General features: G+C 67.7%; 13 protein-coding genes. 7 read left to right on the forward strand and 6 right to left on the reverse strand.

Features of this window, described 5'->3' with window-relative positions:
* The first annotated feature begins 207 nt into the window (after positions 1-207).
* On the forward strand, positions 208-2,508 hold the full coding sequence (locus tag AC4HOU_RS16825; RefSeq protein WP_324191282.1) for a helix-turn-helix transcriptional regulator: 2,301 nt from the start codon (positions 208-210) through the stop codon (positions 2,506-2,508).
* A 161-nt stretch (positions 2,509-2,669) separates the two neighbouring features.
* On the opposite strand, the gene secA is transcribed toward AC4HOU_RS16825, so the two are convergent.
* A complete protein-coding gene (gene secA / locus AC4HOU_RS16830) occupies positions 2,670-5,513 on the reverse strand; it encodes a preprotein translocase subunit SecA (protein ID WP_490724747.1) in 2,844 nt (947 codons plus the stop codon).
* 330 nt (positions 5,514-5,843) lie between these two features.
* On the opposite strand from secA, the gene AC4HOU_RS16835 reads away from it, so the two are divergent.
* From AC4HOU_RS16835 to bluB, 6 genes are all read left to right on the forward strand, one after another.
* A complete protein-coding gene (locus AC4HOU_RS16835) occupies positions 5,844-7,268 on the forward strand; it encodes a WS/DGAT/MGAT family O-acyltransferase (protein ID WP_195019904.1) in 1,425 nt (474 codons plus the stop codon).
* Positions 7,269-7,305: 37 nt separating this feature from the next.
* Positions 7,306-7,836, forward strand: a complete 531-nt coding sequence (locus AC4HOU_RS16840; protein WP_194989794.1) for a DUF6912 family protein — start codon at positions 7,306-7,308, stop codon at positions 7,834-7,836.
* 106 nt (positions 7,837-7,942) lie between these two features.
* Positions 7,943-9,091 carry a ferredoxin reductase gene (locus AC4HOU_RS16845; protein ID WP_163809465.1) on the forward strand — a complete coding sequence of 383 codons (1,149 nt, stop codon included), beginning with the start codon at positions 7,943-7,945 and terminating at the stop codon, positions 9,089-9,091.
* A gap of 128 nt (positions 9,092-9,219) precedes the next feature.
* Entirely contained in the window at positions 9,220-10,650 is a 1,431-nt protein-coding gene (locus AC4HOU_RS16850) for a fatty acid desaturase (protein WP_194989787.1), read from the forward strand.
* Positions 10,651-10,745: 95 nt separating this feature from the next.
* Complete coding sequence (locus AC4HOU_RS16855; RefSeq protein WP_163809461.1) at positions 10,746-11,999, forward strand: fatty acid desaturase family protein; 1,254 nt, start codon at positions 10,746-10,748, stop codon at positions 11,997-11,999.
* 104 nt (positions 12,000-12,103) lie between these two features.
* Positions 12,104-12,757 (forward strand): 5,6-dimethylbenzimidazole synthase, encoded by a 654-nt coding sequence (bluB, locus tag AC4HOU_RS16860; RefSeq protein ID WP_194989786.1) that lies wholly within the window; start codon positions 12,104-12,106, stop codon positions 12,755-12,757.
* A gap of 71 nt (positions 12,758-12,828) precedes the next feature.
* Here bluB and AC4HOU_RS16865 read toward each other — a convergent pair whose 3' ends face one another.
* From AC4HOU_RS16865 to mtrB, 5 genes are all read right to left on the reverse strand, one after another.
* Positions 12,829-14,121 (reverse strand): acetyl-CoA C-acyltransferase, encoded by a 1,293-nt coding sequence (locus AC4HOU_RS16865; protein ID WP_163809456.1) that lies wholly within the window; start codon positions 14,119-14,121, stop codon positions 12,829-12,831.
* Between the two features lie 169 nt (positions 14,122-14,290).
* Positions 14,291-15,022 carry a ribosome hibernation-promoting factor, HPF/YfiA family gene (gene hpf / locus AC4HOU_RS16870; protein ID WP_194989784.1) on the reverse strand — a complete coding sequence of 244 codons (732 nt, stop codon included), beginning with the start codon at positions 15,020-15,022 and terminating at the stop codon, positions 14,291-14,293.
* Positions 15,023-15,216: 194 nt separating this feature from the next.
* Complete coding sequence (locus AC4HOU_RS16875) at positions 15,217-15,849, reverse strand: ComF family protein (protein WP_194989783.1); 633 nt, start codon at positions 15,847-15,849, stop codon at positions 15,217-15,219.
* A gap of 57 nt (positions 15,850-15,906) precedes the next feature.
* Positions 15,907-17,730 carry an MtrAB system accessory lipoprotein LpqB gene (gene lpqB, locus AC4HOU_RS16880; protein ID WP_163809450.1) on the reverse strand — a complete coding sequence of 608 codons (1,824 nt, stop codon included), beginning with the start codon at positions 17,728-17,730 and terminating at the stop codon, positions 15,907-15,909.
* On the reverse strand, positions 17,727-19,568 hold the full coding sequence (gene mtrB, locus AC4HOU_RS16885; protein ID WP_416381959.1) for an MtrAB system histidine kinase MtrB: 1,842 nt from the start codon (positions 19,566-19,568) through the stop codon (positions 17,727-17,729). Before mtrB ends, lpqB begins: the two co-directional genes overlap by 4 nt.
* Positions 19,569-19,602 lie beyond the last annotated feature (34 nt).

Raw genomic sequence — 19,602 nt, forward strand, 5'->3', positions numbered from 1 at the left:
GGTCGCGCCGAGCAGCCGCTCGGCAACCTAGTTCGTTGAGGGGTAAGAATCTTCAAAGCGAACACATTTGTTCTTCTTCCTGCTACGCTGCCCGGGATCACCTTCGTGAGCGATCATGGGTTTCGCGATGAATGACATAGCGAGAAACCGAAGGTGTGGTCCACCGGCCCCGGTGGATTGCACCCGGCTATCGCTTGGGGGTACTGGATGAATTCTCAAGAGTCGACCTCACACCGACTATCGGCCCAGTCGCAGGGTTTCCCGGCCGCTGATACCGATCTCAGAATCCCTGAGTTCCTGGGCAGAGAATCCGAAACTCGCAGAATCGAGGATCTTCTGCTGCAGAAAGGGATCCGGCTGCTCACGCTCACCGGAACCGTTGGCGTCGGGAAGAGCAGGTTGTGCCGGGAAGTGCTCGCCGGCGAAGCATTTCGGTCATATGACCACAAGATCATCGACCTGTCCGATCAACGGGCCGACGGAAAGGCCTGGCAACCGATCCTGGCCGCGTTCGAACCAGCCGAACCCGGCGCGGGGGAACGCCCCATCGATCACCTCGTGGCTTCGATCGGCAGCGCCGACACCATCCTCGTGCTGGACAACTGCGACCACGTCAGCACCGAGATCTCCCATGACATCATGGAATTGCTGTCCTGCTGCCCCGCACTGATCGTGCTGACCACCAGCCGGGTCCCACTCAACCTCTACGACGAATGCGTCTTCTGCGTCCCGCCGTTGGCGCTCGACGCCGGTGACACCGTCGACGGCGAATACAACCCCGCGACCTCCCCCGCCTCCGAACTCATCCTGTCCAGCATCGACAGCCACTACCGCGGTGCGGCCGCACTGGTCGACCGGCTCGTGCTCGACGAAATCGCCCACGCCGTAGACGGAATCCCGCTGGCGCTGGAGATAGCGGCCTGCACGATCGGTCGTATCGGTCCGGCAGCGACGCTGCGAGCGATCAACGCCAGCACCGAACTCGAGGGCCTCAGGTTCGTCAACATCCCCAAACGTCATCGCACGGTCTGGGATGCCACCGCATGGAGTGTCAACGCACTGCGCCCCTCGGCGTTCGAACTGCTGCTGCGCATGTCGGAATGCGTGGACGTAGTCGATATCGAACTCGCCAACCTGCTCGGGGGCACCGATCGGCGCACGACAACCGATCTGCTCGCACTCCTGGTACAGCACAGCCTGATCCAGCCGGTGACCGACGAGACAGGGCATTCCGGCTTCCGGCTGGACTGGATGGTGTACAGCTACTGCCGCCGCACGCTCGCCGATGATCCCGCCCGGGCCGCGCGGGTTCGCGCGACCTACCTGGACAGCACCTGCCGGCTGGCCGAGGAACTGGGCGCGCCCGGCTTCCACAGCGTCTACGGTCGTGGCGCGGCCGAAACCGTCCGCACCTGCGGACCGGACCTGCTCGCCGCGCTGGCCCACCTGTTCGAAGGCCACGACCCCGAACGCGGCGTGCGCTTGATCGCCCGGCTCGGCAACACCTGGGTCCGCCACGGATACCTCGCAGAAGCCGAGGCACTGCTGGAATCCGTGCTGGCCGCACAACACGCGGGCGCGGAGGTGCTCGTGCAGTGCCGGATGCTCTTGGCCTGCGCCGCGTTGCGTGTCGGCCGACACCAGCGAGCGATCCAACTGCTCGACAGCACACCGCTGGTCGCGGCCTCCCCGAACCTACGCGCCATGGTGGCCCTATTGCGTGGCGAAGCCCATCGCCGCGCGGGTGACTACGACCGGGCGCGCGCCGAATTCGACTCGGCACTCGACGATCCGCCCCTGCTTCCGAGGACGTACCGGCGGTGGGTCGAACTGATCAGCCCGCTGCTCGGCGACGCCACCGCACCGGAGTGGAGGCAGGCCTGTCAGCGCGTGCGCGATCTGGAGCCGAGCCAGCTGCGCTCGGCCGCTCTCAACGCGATCGCCGAACACCGGTCACCGCTGGACGCGGCGACAGCGCTGCGGCTGTATCGCGAGGTGCTGGAAACGACCGACGCCGCCCGGTTCCCGATCGAAGTACTCACCGCGCTCGACGGATGCGTCCGCGCCTACACGCAGGCCGGGCCCGACTACAGCGCGATCGCCGCGACCCTGCGCCACCAGCACGACCTCGTATGGGCCCGGTTCTGCCCGACGCGTCCGATCACCGGCAAGGACGCCGGGCAACCGGATCACGGCCGGTCCCGGCGCGGCCGGTTCCAATCCACGCTGCGCACCAGTGCGATCGAGGAATTGCGCGAGGCGGTCGCCGCCGCATTGGCGGCCCCGATCGTGTCGCACAGTATGGATTCGCAGCTGAGTCGGCTCACCCGTAGGCAGCTCGAGGTGGCCCAGCTCGTCGGTTCCGGTATGACCAATCGAATGATCGCCAGCAGGCTGGGCATCGCCGAATGGACCGTGGTCAATCATCTGCGCCAGGTCATGACGAAACTGGACTGCCCGTCACGATTGCACGTGGCCCTGCTGGTGGAACGAGAACCGACGCTCTGACATGGGTTTCATCTGCGGACCATTCCCGCGATGAATCAACCCGGTACGCCGGGCCGGTCAGTGAATTCGCCAACGGCGCGGCGGTCGGCTCACCGGAGATCGGGGTCCGGGAACAGCGAAGGCGCCCATGGAAACCCATGAGCGCCTTCACCGTTCAATGTTCAGTGCTTACGACGCGTCTTCGGTGCACGCTTGCCCTTGGCCTGGGCCCGGGCGGCTTCGCGGCGCTCGCGGCGGGTGGCGTGGGAATCATCGCCCTCGCCGTATTCCTCCGAGGCGCTGTGCACGGCGGCGTGGCCGCCCTCGTCCGGGCCGGAGTAGCTCAGGCCACGCGGGCCGGAGGTGTCGATGCCCTTGGCGCGCAGGGCAGCCGGAGCGCCGTTGGCGGCGGGCTGAGCGGGGGCGGCGGGAACCGGCGCCGCCGGAGCACCGGCGCCGACGGGCGAACGCAGACCGGGCTGGACCGCGACGCCTTCCGGCTGCGGCTGCTGCACCTCGACCTGGAGGTTGAACAGGTAGCCGACCGACTCTTCCTTCAGGCCGTCGAGCATCGCGGTGAACATGTCGAAACCCTCGCGCTGGTATTCGACCAGCGGGTCGCGCTGGGCCATCGCGCGCAGGCCGATGCCCTCCTTGAGGTAGTCCATCTCGTAGAGGTGCTCACGCCACTTGTGGTCGAGGACCTGGAGCAGCACCTGACGCTCCAGCGTGCGCATGCTGCCCTCGCCTGCCAGGCCGTCGATCTCGGCCTCCCGCTTGGCGTAGGCGTCGTGCGCGTCTTGCAGCAGCGCCTCGAGCAGTTCCTCGCGGGTCAGTTCACCCGCCTCGCCGATGCCGGTCTCGCCGACCAGCTCCTTGTGGTCCAGCCCCACCGGGTACAACATCTTCAGCGCCGTCCAGAGCTTTTCCAGGTCCCAGTCCTCGACGTAGCCCTCGGCGGTGGCGCCGTCGACGTAGGCGGTGATCACATCGGTGATCATCTCCTGGACCTGGCCCTCCATGTCCTCACCGCGCAGAATCCGGTTGCGCTCGCCGTAGATGACGGTGCGCTGCTGGTTCATCACCTCGTCGTATTTGAGGACGTTCTTGCGGATCTCGAAGTTCTGCTGCTCGACCTGGGTCTGCGCGCTCTTGATGGCCTTGGAGACCATCTTCGCCTCGATCGGCACATCATCGGGCAGGTTCAGCCTGGTCATGATGGCTTCCAGCGCGGCACCGTTGAAGCGGCGCATGAGCTCGTCACCGAGGGAGAGGTAGAACCGCGATTCACCGGGATCGCCCTGACGACCGGCGCGACCACGCAGCTGGTTGTCGATACGACGCGACTCGTGCCGCTCGGTGCCCAGCACGTACAGCCCGCCCGCCTCACGCACCTTGTCGGCGTCTTCGGCGGTCTGCGCCTTGACCTGCTCGAGGGTGGGCAGCCAGGCGGCCTCGTACTCCTCGGGCGTGTTCACCGGGTCCAGGCCCTGTTTACGCAGCATGATGTCGGCGATGATGTCGGGGTTACCGCCGAGCACGACGTCGGTACCACGACCGGCCATATTGGTCGCCACCGTGACCGCGCCCGGCCGACCGGCCTCGGCGATGATCTCGGCTTCCTTCTCGTGGAACTTCGCGTTCAGCACGTTGTGCGCGATACCGCGCTTGGTGAACTGCTTGGACAGGTACTCCGAGCGCTCGACGCTGGTGGTACCGATCAGCACCGGCTGGCCCTTTTCGTGCCGCTCGACGACATCGTCGACCACGGCAGCGAACTTGGATTCCTCGGTCTTGTAGATGAGGTCGGCCTGGTCGGCGCGGATCATCGGCTTGTTGGTGGGGATCGGGATGACGCCGAGGTTGTAGATCTGGTGCAGCTCGGCCGCCTCGGTTTCGGCGGTACCGGTCATGCCCGAGAGCTTGTCGTAGAGCCGGAAGTAGTTCTGCAGCGTGATGGTGGCCAGCGTCTGGTTCTCCGGCTGGATCTCGACGCCTTCCTTGGCCTCGATCGCCTGGTGCATGCCCTCGTTGTAGCGGCGGCCGACCAGGATGCGGCCGGTGAACTCGTCGACGATGATCACTTCGCCGTCGCGGACGATGTAGTCCTTGTCGCGGGTGTAGAGCTCCTTGGCCTTGATGGCGTTGTTCAGGTAGCTCACCAGCGGCGAGTTCGCGGCCTCGTAGAGGTTGTCGATGCCGAGCTGATCTTCGACGAATTCGACGCCGGCCTCGTGCACACCGATGGTGCGCTTCTTGATGTCGACCTCGTAGTGCAGGTCCTTCTTCAGCAGCGGCGCGATGCGCGCGAATTCGGCGTACCACTTCGAGGAGGCGTCGGCCGGCCCGGAGATGATCAGCGGGGTGCGGGCCTCGTCGATGAGGATGGAGTCGACCTCGTCGACCACGGCGAAGTTGTGCCCGCGCTGGACCAGATCCTCCAGCGAGTGGGTCATGTTGTCGCGCAGGTAGTCGAAGCCGAACTCGTTGTTGGTGCCGTAGGTGATGTCGGCGTTGTAGGCCAGGCGACGCTGCGCGGGCGTCATGCCGGACAGGATCGAGCCGACCTCGAGCCCGAGGAAGCGGTGCACGCGGCCCATCCACTCGGAGTCGCGCTTGGCGAGGTAGTCGTTGGTGGTGACGATGTGCACGCCGTCGCCGCTGATGGCGTTGAGGTAGGCGGGCAGCACCGAGGTCAGGGTCTTGCCCTCACCGGTCTTCATCTCGGCGATATTGCCCAGGTGCAGCGCGGCGCCACCCATGATCTGAACCTTGTAGTGCTTCTGGTTCAGCACCCGCCACGATGCTTCGCGGGCCACCGCGAACGCCTCTAGCAGCAGGTCGTCGAGGGTTTCACCATCGGCGTAGCGCTGCTTGAACTCCTCGGTTTTGGCGCGCAGCTCGTCGTCGGTGAAGTCCTCGTAGTCGGACTCGAGTGCGAGAACCTCCTCGGCGAGGTGGGACAGCCGCTTGACCATGCGACCCTCACCAATCCGTAGCAACCTCGTCAGTGTCAGCGCAGGCACGGGTCTCGTCAGTCCTCTGGTCGGTGTGTCGTCGTGTCCCCGGCCCCCCGGGCCGGTACGCACGGCCCGCGTGGTGCGGAAGCCGCAGCTCGCTTCATGGTAATGCGGCACCCATGGTAGGCGCCGTGGTCAGCCGCTCGCAGGGCCGGGCCGAGGACCGGCGGGGCAGCCATCGTCACGCGCGGTGTCGATGTGGATGAACCCAACGGTACCCGTGCACGACGCATTCGCGGGAGATGCCACAGAATGGGACAAGAATCGATGTGGCGGGACCACAATGGTCGGGACGGGCTGCTCGCGGAGGCGGCACGGGAAGGAGCATCGGGCAGCGTGATCACGAGGCTGACGCCGCAGGACGCGTCCTTCTATCGACTCGAGTCGAGCAGCAACCCGATCCACATCGGCTCTCTCGCGATCCTCCAGAACACCACCGCCGATTCCGGCGACGGTCACAGCAAGCCCGTGCTCGACTACGACCGCCTGGTCGATCTGGTCGAGTCCCGGCTCTCGCTGGTGCCGCGCTACCGCAGGAAGGTGCGCGAGATCCCGCTGTCGCTTGGCAGGCCGGTCTGGGTGGAAGACAGCCGATTCGACATCAACTACCACATCCGCCGCTCCGCGCTGCCGGCTCCCGGCTCCGACGAACAGCTGCACGAACTGGTGGCCCGGCTCTCCTCGCGTCCACTCGATCAGGGCAGGCCGCTGTGGGAGATGTATCTGATCGAGGGCCTCTCGGGCGGGCGCTGCGCGGTGTTCACCAAATCCCACTCCGCCCTGGTCGACGGCGAGAGCGCGCTGGAGATCGGGCACGTCATCCTGGATTCGGGCACCTCACCGCGTGGCTTCGCCGACGACGCCTGGTGCGCCCCGCGCGAGCCGAGCGATACCGAACTGCTGGTGGGCGCGCTGACCCAGCTGGCAGGCCAGCCCAGCGAGGCGATCGAGGTGCTGCGGGAGGCGGGTTCGAGCGGCTTCGGATTGCTCGGCGCCGCCGGGCGCGCGGTCGATTCGGTGGTGTCGACGGTGCGATCGGTCACCACCGGCGCCCCGGACAGTCCGCTCAATGCCCGCACCTCCCGGCAGCGCCGGTTCGACGTCGTCACCACCGGGCTGGAGGATTACCGCAAGATCAAGCGCCGCTTCGACTGCTCGATCAACGACGCGATCCTGGCGGTGGTCACCGGCGCGCTGCGCAACTGGCTGCTCTCACGCGGCGAGGCGCTGGTCGACTCGAGCGTGCTGCGGGCGGTGGTGCCGATGTCGGTCTACGTCGACGGCGCCGACGACACCGTCAACCCCGCCGGTGAGGTGTCCTCGTTCCTCATCGACCTGCCCGTCGGCGAACCCAATCCGGTGATGCGGCTGTCGCACATCTCGCACGCCACCGAGGCCACCGCCAAGAGCAGGCGCGGTGTGCGGGCGCGCACCCTGGTGCATCTGGCCGGATTCGCACCGGCCAGCCTGCACGCGATGAGTGTGCGGGCGGCGAGTACCTTCGCAGAACACACGTTCAATCTGGTGATCACCAACGCGCCGGGTCCGCAGACGCCGATGTACATCGGTGGCGCGCGGATGCTGGAGATGTATCCGGTGTCGCCGTTGCTGCGTAATCAGGTGACGAGCATCGGGATCACGTCCTATGACGGGCGGGTCTTCTACGGGCTCAATGCCGACCGCGATGCGATGGCCGATATCGGGGTGCTGTCGGCGTCGGTGCACGAATCCATGGAGGAGATGCTCGGTGCCTGCCTCTGAGAGCAAGCTGCGCGTCTATGTGCCCGCGACCGTGCCGATGCTGCGCGACCTGGTCGAACAGCGTGAGCTGCGCGCGGTCGGCGCGACGGCGTTCGCGGTCACCCCGGCGCTGCGGGAGGCCTACGCCTCCGGCGACGACGAGGAACTGGCCGAGGTCGCCATGGGCGAGGCCGCCCGCGCCGCGCTGCGGTTGATCGCCGCCGAACGCGACGCCATCACCGAGGCCATGGCTTCCGGCGACGAACCCGACGAGGCGGCGCCTGCGGCCCTGCCGGATGCCCCGGTCTACCGCAGGGCGGTGATCGCCGCCGACGTCACCGGCGCGAAGCTGCGCCCCGACCTCGACGACGCCGTGGTGCGGCTGTCCGCTCCGATCACCTACGACCGGATCGCCTCGGTGCACGTCGACCTGGCCGACGCCGAACCGGCGGTCGCCAAGGCGGTCGACGTCATCGACGCCGCCGACCTCGGCGATCCGGATGCCGAATTCGTCCTCGGCGACGCCGAGGACCATCAGCTGGCCTGGTACGCCGCCCAGGAATTGCCGTTCCTGCTCGAATTACTCTGAGCCGTCGTCCTGACACCACCGCACCGAGCGGATAACCTACGATGCCGTAACCTTGCGGGCAGGCGGTGGACCGGTCCGCCAACGATCAGGGAGACGAACGGCAGCGATGGTTTTCAAGAGTGTCCGCGATTGGCTCGAGGCACCGGCCGCGAGCGTCGCCGAGCGCGGCGGACGGTTGAACGTGCTGCGCGGCGCGGTGGCCAGGGTGACCACCCCGCTGCTGCCCGACGACTACTTGCACCTGGCCAACCCGCTGTGGTCGGCCAGGGAGCTGCGCGGACGCATCGTCGACGTGCGCTCGGAGACCGCTGATTCGGCGACCCTGGTGATCAAGCCGGGCTGGGGCTTCGACTTCCAGTACCAGCCCGGCCAGTACATCGGCATCGGCCTGCTGGTCGACGGCCGCTGGCATTGGCGCTCCTACTCGCTCACCTGCCCCCCGGACTGGACCGATGCCGAGGCCGGCGGACGCAGGGGCAAGCAGAAGGTCATCTCCATCGCGGTCAAGGCGATGCCGGAGGGCTTCCTGTCCAGCCATCTGGTCAACGGCGTCCCGGTGGGCACCATCGTGCGCCTGGCCGCACCGCAGGGCTCGTTCGTGCTGCCGTCTCCGCCGCCGGAGAAGGTGTTGTTCCTCACCGCCGGCAGCGGCATCACTCCGGTGATGTCGATGCTGCGGGCGATGGACCGCCGCGAGGTGGTCACCGATGTGGTGCACATTCATTCCGCGCGCACCGCCGAGGACGTCATGTTCGGCGATGAACTGCGCGAGCTCGACGCCAAGCATCCCGGCTTCACCGCGCAGCTGCAGCTCACCGGCCAGCAGGGCAAGTTCAGCGTGGCCGCGCTCGACGAGCGCATCCCCGATTGGCGCGAACGCCAGACCTGGGCCTGCGGACCGCTGCCGATGCTCGACGACATCGAAAAGCACTGGGCCGAGGCCGGTATCAGCGAGCGGCTGCACGTCGAGCGATTCGAGATCGAGCGTTCCGCGGTCGGTGAGGGCGGCACCGTCACCTTCGGGCGCAGCGGCCGCACCACCGAGGTGGACGGTGCGACCAGCCTGCTCGAGGCAGGCGAGGCGGCCGGTGTGCAGATGCCGTTCGGCTGCCGGATGGGTATCTGCCAGACCTGTGTGGTCACCATCGCCTCCGGGCATGCCCGCGATCTGCGCAACGGTAACGAGAAGCGCGAAGGCGAGAAGGTTCAGACCTGTGTGTCGGCCGCGGCCGGTGACTGCACGCTCGACGTCTGAGCGAGTCCGGTCGATCGGACGCGACTGAATCGGGTGTTCGGCGGGTACCCTCTGGGTAAGTCGACTACGGCCCCTCGCGGCCGATCGGATACGGCCCGCCGGGCTGATCGAAGACAGAAGGGACGCCGGTGGCCATCACCGACATCAAAGCCTTTGCCCATCTGACGGCCACCGACATCGAGACCCTCGGACATGAGCTCGATTCCGTGCGCCGGTCGGTGGAGCAGTCGCTGGGCGAACGGGACGCCAAATACATCCGTCGCACCATTGCCGCCCAGCGCGCGCTGGAAGTGGCCGGGCGCGCCGTGCTGTTCGGCAGCCGCAACCGCTGGGCCTGGGTCACCGGCACCGCGCTGCTGTCGGTGGCCAAGATCATCGAGAACATGGAGCTCGGCCACAACATCAGCCACGGCCAGTGGGACTGGATGAACGATCCGGAGATCCACTCCACCACCTGGGAATGGGATATGACGGGCCCGTCGGCGCAGTGGCGCCGCGCGCACAACTACTCCCATCACACCTACACCAACGTGCTGGGCAAGGACGAGGATCTCGGCTTCGGCATCCTGCGGATGACCAGGGACGAGCCCTGGCGCCCGGTGCACCTGGTGCAGCCGGTGGCGAACCTGATCCTGGCGGCGACCTTCGAGTGGGGCATCGCGCTGCACGACTGGAGCATCGAGAAGGAACTGGCGGGCATTCCCCGCCGTCAGCTGAAGTCCGAACCCAATATCGTGTTCGGCCGCAAGATCGCCAGGCAGGTGGCCAAGGACTTCCTGTTCTATCCCGCGCTCACCGGGCCGGCCTTCATGTCGACGCTGAAGGCCAACGCGACCGCGAACCTGATCCGCAACCTGTGGGCCTACGCGGTGATCTTCTGCGGCCACTTCCCCGACGGTGCCGAGAAATTCACCATCGAGCAGCTCGAAGACGAGACCAGCGGCGAGTGGTACCTGCGCCAGATGCTCGGCAGTGCCAATTTCAAGGCCGGACCCGCGATGGCGTTCATGAGCGGCAATCTCTGCTACCAGATCGAGCATCACCTGTTCCCGGATCTGCCGAGCAACCGCTACGCGGAGGTCTCCCAGCGGGTGCGCGAGCTGTGCGACAAGTACGACCTGCCCTACACCACGGGTTCGCTGGGCAAGCAGTATCTGCTGGCGTTCCGCACCATTCACAAGCTGGCGTTGCCGGACCGGTTCCTGCGCCGCACCTCCGACGATGCGCCCGAAACCTCCTCCGAACGCAAGTTCGCCGGCATCACCCTGCCCTCGCCGGTGACGAACTGGTCCGGCACCGAGCATCTGCACTGGTCCATCGATCCGGCCACGGGTCGCCGCCGGGGCCTGCGCTCGGCCATGCACGAGGCCAGGACGGTGCTCCAGGAGAAGGCAAGGCACGAGAAAGAGGTGCTGCGCGAGGCCAAGCGCGCCCTCAAGGAGAAGGCAAGGCACGAGAAGGAAGTGCTGCGCGAGGCCAAGCGCTCGCTGAAGGAGCGGGCGAAGTCGGAACGGGAGTCGCTGCGCCGCGAGTACCGGTCACGGCGGGCGGGAAAATAACAGGTTCCACCGGCTGAAGGCAATGCGGGATTTGCCACAATTTCGGCAAGATCTCGGCAACCTACGGTCTCGTAACTTACGGTACTGTAACCGCCATGGCGATCTCGGATGTCAAGGAGTACGCGCACCTCACCGAAGCCGATGTGGAGGCACTCGGCGCGGAGTTCGACGCGATTCGGCGGGAAATCGAATCCTCGCGTGGTGAACGAGACGCACGCTACATCCGCAATGTCATCAGGTTGCAGCGTGCGCTCGAGATCAGCGGCCGCACCGTGCTGTTCGCCAGCTTCCTGCCGCCGGCCTGGCTGGCCGGCGTGGCCCTGCTCGGCACCGCCAAGATCATCGAGAACATGGAGATCGGGCACAACGTCATGCACGGCCAGTGGGACTGGATGAACGATCCGGAAATCCACTCCAGCTCCTGGGAATGGGACAACACCGGTCCGGCCAAGCACTGGAAGCACACCCACAACTACCTGCACCACAAGTACACCAATGTGCTCGGCATGGACGACGACATCGGCTACGGCCTGCTGCGCGTGACGCGCGATCAGCGCTGGAAGCCGTTCTACCTCGGCAACCCGGTGTACAACCTGGTGTTGCAGCTGTTCTTCGAGTACGGCGTCGCCATCCAGCATCTGGAGTTGGGCAAGCTGGCCGCGGGCAAGTACAAGCCCGGCTCCCCCGAGCGGGCCGAGTTCGAACGCAAGCGTGCTGAGGTGCTCACCAAGATCGGTAAGCAGACGCTCAAGGACTACGTGGTGTTCCCGCTGCTGACCGGCCCGGCGTTCTTCAGCACGCTCACCGCCAATCTGGCCGCGAACATGGTCCGCAATGTCTGGACCAATGCAGTCATCTTCTGCGGCCACTTCCCGGACGGGGCGGAGAAGTTCACCAAGGCCGATATCGACAACGAGACCCAGGGCGAGTGGTACCTGCGGCAGATGCTCGGCAGCGCCAACATCTCCGGCGGCCCGATCATGCACTTCATGACCGGCAACCTGAGTCACCAGATCGAGCACCACATCTTCCCGGACCTGCCGAGCAACCGGTACGCCGAGATCGCGGTCCGGGTGCGTGCACTGGCCGAGAAGTACGACCTGCCCTACACCACAGGCTCGCTTCCGGTGCAGTACTTCAAGGCCTGGCGCACCATCCTGAAGCTGTCGCTGCCGAACAAGTACCTGCGCCACACCGCCGACGACGCCCCGGAGACCGCGTCCGAGCGCAAGTTCAACGGCAACACCACGCCGAGCTTCGACCCGGTCACCGGTCGCCGTCGTGGACTGCGCACGGCGCTGGCGGAGGGCCGCCGCCGCTTCGCCCGTAAGGCCCTGCCGATCGGCTGATATTCGGCTCGTCGACGTGCACCCGGCCCGCCTTCACCTCGGTGATGTGCGGGCCGGGCCCGTGGCACGCAGGCCCGGTGGATCCCCCGTGATTGACTCTCCGGGTGAGTGCTCCACCGATATCCGTGTACGACGCCATCCGGATGCGCCGCGATGTCCGCGCCGAATTCACCGGCGAGATCGTCGACGACGACACCCTGTGGCGCATCCTCGACGCCGCCCATCGCGCGCCCAGCGTCGGCAATTCGCAACCGTGGGATTTCGTCGTGGTGCGTGATCGGGACCGGTTGCGCACCTTCGCGGAGCACGTCGCCGGAAAGCGCCGTGAGTTCCACGACAGCCTGCCACCGGACCGCGCGGCCACCTTCGACCCGATCAAGATCGAAGGCATCGAGCAGAGCGGCACCGGGATCGTGGTCACCTATGACCACGACCGAGGCGGGCCGCAGGTACTCGGGCGCGCCACCGTCCCCGAGACAGGCGTGTACTCAGCGGTTCTCGCGATCCAGAACCTCTGGCTGGCCGCCACCGCCGAGGGCGTCGGCGTGGGATGGGTGTCGTTCTACGAGCCGGGATTCCTGAGCGAACTGATCGGGGCGCCGGAGGGAATCCGCCCGATCGCCTGGCTGTGCGTCGGGCCGGTGCGGGAATTCCAGCAGGTCCCCGATCTGGAACGGTTCGGGTGGCGCGCCGGACGGCCGGTCCACCAGGCGGTGCACCGCGAGACCTTCGGTTGCGCCGACCCCGATCCCCGCTGACCGGCCACCCGAGCGGACGATCGGCCCGGGCGCCGCACCCCGGCCGGGCTCCCGTCGCCTCGACAGCCCGCTCAGACCCGCTCGAGCACCGCCGACGCACCGATACCGCCGGCGGCACAGATCCCGAGTAGCGCGGTCTCCTTCCCGGACAGGGCCAATTCGTTCGCCATGGTCGTCACCATCCGGGCCCCGGTCGCGCCGAACGGATGCCCGATCGACACCGAGCCGCCGTGCACGTTCAGCGTGTCGATATCGACCTCGCCGACCGCGGTATCGCGGTCCAGCCGGGTCTTGGCCCATTCGTCGCTGGCCAGTGCCGACAGCACCGACAGGGTCTGGGCGGCGAACGCCTCGTGGATGTCGACCAGGTCCACGTCGGCCAAGGACATGCCCGCCTTGTCCAGCGCCCGCGGCATGGAGATGGCCGGGCCGATGAGCACCTGGTCGGTGGGATCGACGCTGACATAGCTCCAGGAGCGGAACGCCGCGAGCGGCTGGTAGCCCAGCGCCCGCGCGGTCTCCTCGCTCATCAGCAGCACCGCCGACGCGCCGTCGGTGAGCGGGCTGGCATTGCCGGCGGTGACGCTGCCGTCCTCGGCGAACACCGGCTTCAGCTTCGCCAGCTTCTCGACACCGGTGTCGGCGCGGACCAACCCGTCGCGGGTGATCCTCGCGCCGTCGGGAGTGTCGACCGCGAGCACCTCCCGGTCGAAACGGCCAGAGGCGATGGCGGCGGCGGCCCGGTGGTGGGAGCGGGCGGCGAATTCGTCCTGGGCGGCCCGGCTGATGCCGTGGATGCGCGCCATCTTCTCCGCCGACTCCCCCATCACCTCACCGGTGGTGCGTTCGGCGATCTTCGGCCGCGAAGGCAGCAGATCGGTGAACGGCGCCAGCTGAGCGATCGCCGACAGATAGTCCTTGGGTTTCGGTTTACCCAGCGCCAGCGGCGCCATCGCGTGCACGATCTTCTGTGGCAGCTTGACCTCGGCGCCGCTGGTGGAATCGCTGCCGCCGGCGATCATGATGTCGTATTCACCGCGCTCGATGGCCGCGGCCGCCGAGGTCACCGCCTGCAAACCCGAGGCGCAGGCCCGGGTGACGGTATAGCCCTCGCAGCCCGGGTCCAGCTTCAGATCCAGGGCGATCTCACGCGCGATATTGGGTGCCGCGCTGGGCAGCACCACCCCACCCCACACGATCGCCTGCACCTGGTCCCCGGCCAGGCCGGTGCGTTCCAGCAGACCGCGTACCGCGATATCGGCGAGGTCGATCGAATCCAGCCGGGTGTAATCGGTGAACGCGCGCACGAACGGAGTCCGTGCGCCGGAGACGATCACGGCACGGCGAGCAGCCCTGGTTGCCATGCGAATTCCTTTCAGCCATCGGACCCTCCAACTTACTCAGAAGTAAGTTGTGCGTCGAGGAAACGCCGGAAACGACGAGACCCGGCCGGTGCGCCAAGCACCGGCCGGGTCGCCGGGAATCATCGAATGCCGTGGCGGCGGTGCTCGAACCGCGGCCTCGGCGTGGCCGTCAGGCCAGTCGGATCAAGCCGTAATCGAAGGCATGTCGGCGATAGACCACCGAGGGTCGGTCGGTTTCCTTGTCGTGGAACAGGAAGAAATCGTGCCCGACGAGTTCCATCTGGTACAGGGCGTCGTCGACCGTCATCGGCGTGTCCGGGTGCACCTTCGTGCGCACGATATGGCCGGGGCCCGCCGCGTAGTCGGCGTGCTCATCACTTTCCCGGCCGCGGGACTCGTCGGGGTGCTCATGCGCCCCTCCGCCCGGCTCGAACAGCGACTCGTCGATCAGGTCCGCGGTGGCCTGGGCGACCGAGACCGGCGTCTTCTCGCCGTAGTGCACCCGGCGGCGGTCCTTGGTGCGGCGCAGCCGGCTCTCCAGCTTCGCCGTCACCGATTCGAAGGCGGCGTAGAAGCTGTCCGCGCAGGCTTCCGCGCGCACGACCGGACCTTTGCCACGGGCGGTGATCTCCACACGCTGGCAGGCCTTGCGTTGACGACGATTGCGCTCGTGGAACAGCTCGACATCGAACAGGAATATCGACGGGTCGAAGCGTTCCAGTCGAGATAGCTTCTCCGACACATAAATTCGGTAATGGTCGGGGACCTCGACATTGCGGCCCTTCACCACGATGTCGGCGCGGGTGGCTCGTGGGCGGTCCGCCTCGGGTTGCTCGGCCCGCTGAGCGTCCAGCGTCGAAGGATCTACATCTTGCACTGAAGGTCGTGAAGAAGTCGTCACGCGTACCTCCCGGATCTGGCCGCACGACCCGATTGGCGTGCGGCGGGATTGAGACGTGCCGGTCGGTCTGCCGGATGACAGCCGCTCGGCACCATGTGTCCGAGACCCACCTCCAAACTGCCGGTTCGGGTGTGTGACCGCGACGCTAGTACGACAACCGCTGGTCCGCCACTGTTCACGCAAATTTCCTGAAGTCAAGCCGCGCACGTCACCAACACCGCGTCGACGGCCACCCCGGCCCCGGTCAGCGCACGGATCGACTCGGCGGCCGTCGCCCCGGTCGTCAGCACATCGTCGACCAGCACCACCTGCGCGTTTTCCGGCAGCGCCGGAATGGGGGCGGTCATGATACGGCCTCGCAAGTTGTGTCTGCGTTCACCGGCGGAAAGGCCGACGGAGTCGTGTACACCCGGCCACACGGTCAGCACCGGCAGCACCTGGCAACCGGGCAGCCAACCCGCTGCCGCGGCGGCCGAACGCACCACCGGATCGCCGCCGCGGCGCCGGGCGGCGACCCGGCGGCTGGGTGCCGGGATCAGCACCACCGGCCGGGTGTCGGCCCGCAGCCGGCCGATGCCGCGGGCCAGCGCACGGCCGAGCGGATGGGCCAGATCCCGCCTGCGGCGTTCCTTGGCGGCCAGCACCGCCCGGCGCGGCGGGCCGGTGTAGCGGCTCAACGCCCAGCACGGGACGCCGGGATCGGTGCGCGGGCGCACCCGCTGCGGCGCACCGGCCAGATGGGCGTCGCACCGCGCGCACCAGCCAGCGCCCGCGCTCGCACAGCCGGCGCATTCCAGGGGCAACACCAGATCCAGCAGTGTTCGCATCGCCCGAGTGTGCCCGCACCCACCGACACGAACGGATCCGCGACGGGAAAGCTGGGGTCAGCCGGGCAGGATCGGTACCGCGCTGGCGCCCAGGCCGGGCACCTCACGCCAATATTGTTCGCCACCTTCGGGATTGGTGGTGAACTCCAGCACCGCCCGGGAATCGGCCACGTACTGGTGGTCCGGGGCCGCCGTCACCGAGCGGACCGGCGGGGTGAGGTTACGGGTGGTCTGCGAGATCAGCTGGGAACCGTCGATGGAGACGGTACTGACCGGGTCGACGTCACCGTCGCGGGCCAAGATGATGGTGTCGGCGGTCAGCCAGTTCAACGAGACCGCCGGCGTGCTGAGCCCGACCGCGATGGGCAGCGGTGAGGTCAGCGCGAACTTGCCGTCCGGGCGCCGTTCGACCACCGCCACGTACACCTTGCCGTCGGCGATCAGCGCGGCCCGCACGCCGGATCGCGCGATCCTGACCTCCGTGATGGGCAGCCGCAGCCCGCTGGAGCCGCTGGTCAGCGCGGAGATGTCGACATCCTGGACCGAGACGTTGCCGGTGGAGCGATCGTTGACCACCCGGATCACCCGCTCGCCGTCGATCACTGCCCAGGCGGCCGTACCGTCCACCGTCCAGGACGGGCGGCTGATGGTGGTGCCCTCGGCGACCGGGAACTGGTTGCCGCCGTAGCTGCCGATCATCAGCGTTCGCGGCGGTTCCGGAGCGGGCCTGCCCGCATCCGCCACAGCGGCGACCAGCTGGCCGTCGGGAGTGATCGCCACCGATTGCAGATTGCGCACCGCGCCGAAATAGCCGGGAGCCGGAGCGATTCCGTCGCTGTTCACCTCGACCAGGGCACCATCGCGCAACGCGTGCAACCCCGTCTGGTTCTGCGCGAAGGCCTCGGGACTGTACTGGTGGATATCGGCCACCGACCAGCCGTTGGCGGCGAAGCGCTCATCGAGCGGTTTGCCGTCGGCCAGCAGCAGGTACGGGCCGAGGACGTCGGCCTTGGCCAGCGTGAGCACGATCTGGGCGGCCAGCAGTTCCCGTTCCCGTGGCGCGAGCGCGGAGGCGCCCGCGAGGTCGATGCGTACCCCGCCGAGACCGACGCCGACCTCCTCCGGGTCACCGTTGGCCTTGGTGATCGGGCCGCGCAACGTCACCCGCCGGGCGTCGAGTTCATTGCGCACCACGGGGGCGATGGCCGGCTGCGGGCCCTCACCGAGCAGGGTGAGCAGCCGCTGGGTCAGCTGATCCTTCGGCGAGGCGATCCACCGCGGATCCGGCACCAGCGCGCTGCCGGTCGGATCGACGAAGTACAGCACGTAACGCCGGTAGAACTTGGCGAACGCGGGCTTATCGATGACGACGCCGTCGGGCAGCTCATCGATGCGCCATTCGCCGTCGACCTTGCTCATCTCGACCTTGTACTCGAGCGGCGGTCCGTCGATGGCGCGGTAGGCGCCGTCGGGGGCGAGCTCGGCCACGCGCTGGGCGCGGATGCGGTAGGTCGCGGTGGTTTCGGTGCGCGATTCCAGCAGGGTGTCGGGCCGCTCGACGATCACCGTGCCCGCGGCGTCGTTCCATTTGGTGGCCGCCGATGGGTTCATGTACTGCCTGGCGGCCAGATGCCGGTTGGTCGGATCGGCGCTGGCTTGCAGGAAATCCAGCAGCAGCAGGCCGGGATCGCGGCCCTCCAGTGGCGCGGGCGGGCCGGCGGAGGTCGGTTCCCGGTTGATGGTGCCAAGCGCCTGCGGTTGCGAGGATTCCGGCAGGCTCGCGCAACCACCCAGCAGCAGGACCCCGGCCAGCGCGGCCGCCAGCGCGGCGAGTAATCGCCCGCGCGGCGTTCTGCTGGGGTCGGTGGGCCGCATGGTCATGGCTGTTTGTCTCCGGTGTCGGTGAGCACGGCGTCGGTGGGTGAGCCGGTGCCGGATGCGCCGTCGTGAGGCGTGCCGGTCCGGGTGGCTCGCGCATCCTCGGCCGGTCGGGTCGTCGCGGTATCGGAGTCCTGGTCCGGGCCGGAGGTCTGCGCCTCGGCCGCGCCGGGGCCGCCGGCCTCCGAGATCGCCGGGCCGGCCGCGGACGGAGCGGATTCGGCCTCCGCCGCGGGCAGTTCGGCAACCGCGCGGACCTTGCGCACGCCCGGCTCCAACGGCAGCGGGCTCTTGCCCATCTTGCGGCCGCGCACCAGTGGCAACGTCAGCCGGAAGCTGGCGCCGACGCCGAGCTCACCCCAGGCCTCCAGTTTGCCATCGTGCAGATTCGCGTCCTCGACGCTGATCGACAGGCCGAGCCCGGTACCTCCGGAACGCCGCATCCGGGACGGATCCGAACGCCAGAACCGGCTGAAGACCAGCTTCTCCTCCCCCGGACGCAGCCCGACGCCCTGATCGCGCACGACCATGGCGACGGCATTGGCCTCGCTGTCGCCGCGCATCCGGATCAGCACCGGCTTGCCCTCGCTGTGGTCGATGGCGTTGGCCAGCAGGTTACGCAGCACCCGCTCCACTCGGCGCGGATCGACCTCGGCGACCACCGGCTCCTCCGGCAGGTCGACGACCACCTCCACGCCGGATTCCTTGGCCAGATGCCGCACCGTCGAGACCGCGGCGCGCACGCACATTCGCACATCCAGCGATTCGACCTGCAACTCGGCCACACCCGCGTCGTGGCGACTGATCTCGAGCAGGTCGTTGAGCAGTCCCTCGAACCGGTCCAGCTCGGTGACCAGCAGCTCGGCGCTGCGCGCGAGGGCCGGGTCGAGGTCTTCGCTGCTGCTGTGGATGAGGTCGGCGGCCATGCGCACCGTGGTCAACGGTGTGCGCAGCTCATGGCTGACGTCGGAGGTGAACCGGCGTTGCAGATTGCCGAACTCCTCGAGCTGGGTGATCTGGTTGGACAGGCTCTCGGCCATCTCGTTGAACGCCTCGGCCAGCCGCGCCATATCGTCCTCGCCGCGCACCAGCATGCGCTCGCGCAGCCGGCCGTCGGCGAATCGGCTGGCGATCCGCGCCGCCGACCGGATCGGCAATACCACCTGCCGGGTGACCAGCGCGGTGATCGCGGCCAGCAGCACCAGCAACACCAGACCGCCGACCATCATGGTGCCGCGCATCAGCGCCAGCGACCGCTCCTCGTTTCCCAGCGGGAAGATCAGGTAGGTCTCGAGGGTCGGGTTGTCGGCGCTCGGACTGCCGATGATGAGGGCACGGCCCTGGTAGCCGTCCGGATCGTTCACCGTGGCGAACTGGTAGCTCACCTGGTTGCCCTGCACAAAGCGGCGCAGCTCGTCCGGGATCTGCTCGATCGGGCCCGCGGTGATCTGCTGCGGCGGGGTGCCGCCGACGATGCTCAACGCCGAGTCGAAGCTGCCCGCCGCGCTGCCGGACCGGCTCTCGCCACCGCGATCGGAGACCGCGGTGCGGGCATCGGCCAAGCGTTGGCGCAGCAGCGCAGGATCGTGGGCGCCCTGCAATTGGCTCTGCACCGTGGCGCGGGCGCGGTCCATCTCCTCGATCGCCGCGTTGATCTTGGCGTCCAGCAGCCGATCGGTGATCTGGCTGGTGAGCACCACACCGAGGATCGTGATGACGATCAGCGACAACGTCAGCGTCGAGACGATGACGCGCAGCTGCAACGACCGCCGCCACAGATGGCCGAGCGAACTCCCGACACCCTTGAACCACGAACCCACCGGCGCGAGCCCTCGCTGCAGCGAGGCGAGGCGGCCGCCTTCGTGCTCAGGCAAG

The sequence above is a fragment of the Nocardia sp. JCM 38205 genome, assembly GCF_058222935.1.

Excerpts from the sequence above, each read along its gene's own strand:
- lpqB (WP_163809450.1), bottom strand. The coding sequence starts at position 17,730 with ATGACCATGCGGCCCACCGACCCCAGCAGAACGCCGCGCGGGCGATTA.
- AC4HOU_RS16845 (WP_163809465.1), top strand. The coding sequence starts at position 7,943 with ATGGTTTTCAAGAGTGTCCGCGATTGGCTCGAGGCACCGGCCGCGAGC.
- AC4HOU_RS16865 (WP_163809456.1), bottom strand. The coding sequence starts at position 14,121 with ATGGCAACCAGGGCTGCTCGCCGTGCCGTGATCGTCTCCGGCGCACGG.
- AC4HOU_RS16840 (WP_194989794.1), top strand. The coding sequence starts at position 7,306 with ATGCTGCGCGACCTGGTCGAACAGCGTGAGCTGCGCGCGGTCGGCGCG.
- AC4HOU_RS16825 (WP_324191282.1), top strand. The coding sequence starts at position 208 with ATGAATTCTCAAGAGTCGACCTCACACCGACTATCGGCCCAGTCGCAG.
- AC4HOU_RS16855 (WP_163809461.1), top strand. The coding sequence starts at position 10,746 with ATGGCGATCTCGGATGTCAAGGAGTACGCGCACCTCACCGAAGCCGAT.
- AC4HOU_RS16875 (WP_194989783.1), bottom strand. The coding sequence starts at position 15,849 with ATGCGAACACTGCTGGATCTGGTGTTGCCCCTGGAATGCGCCGGCTGT.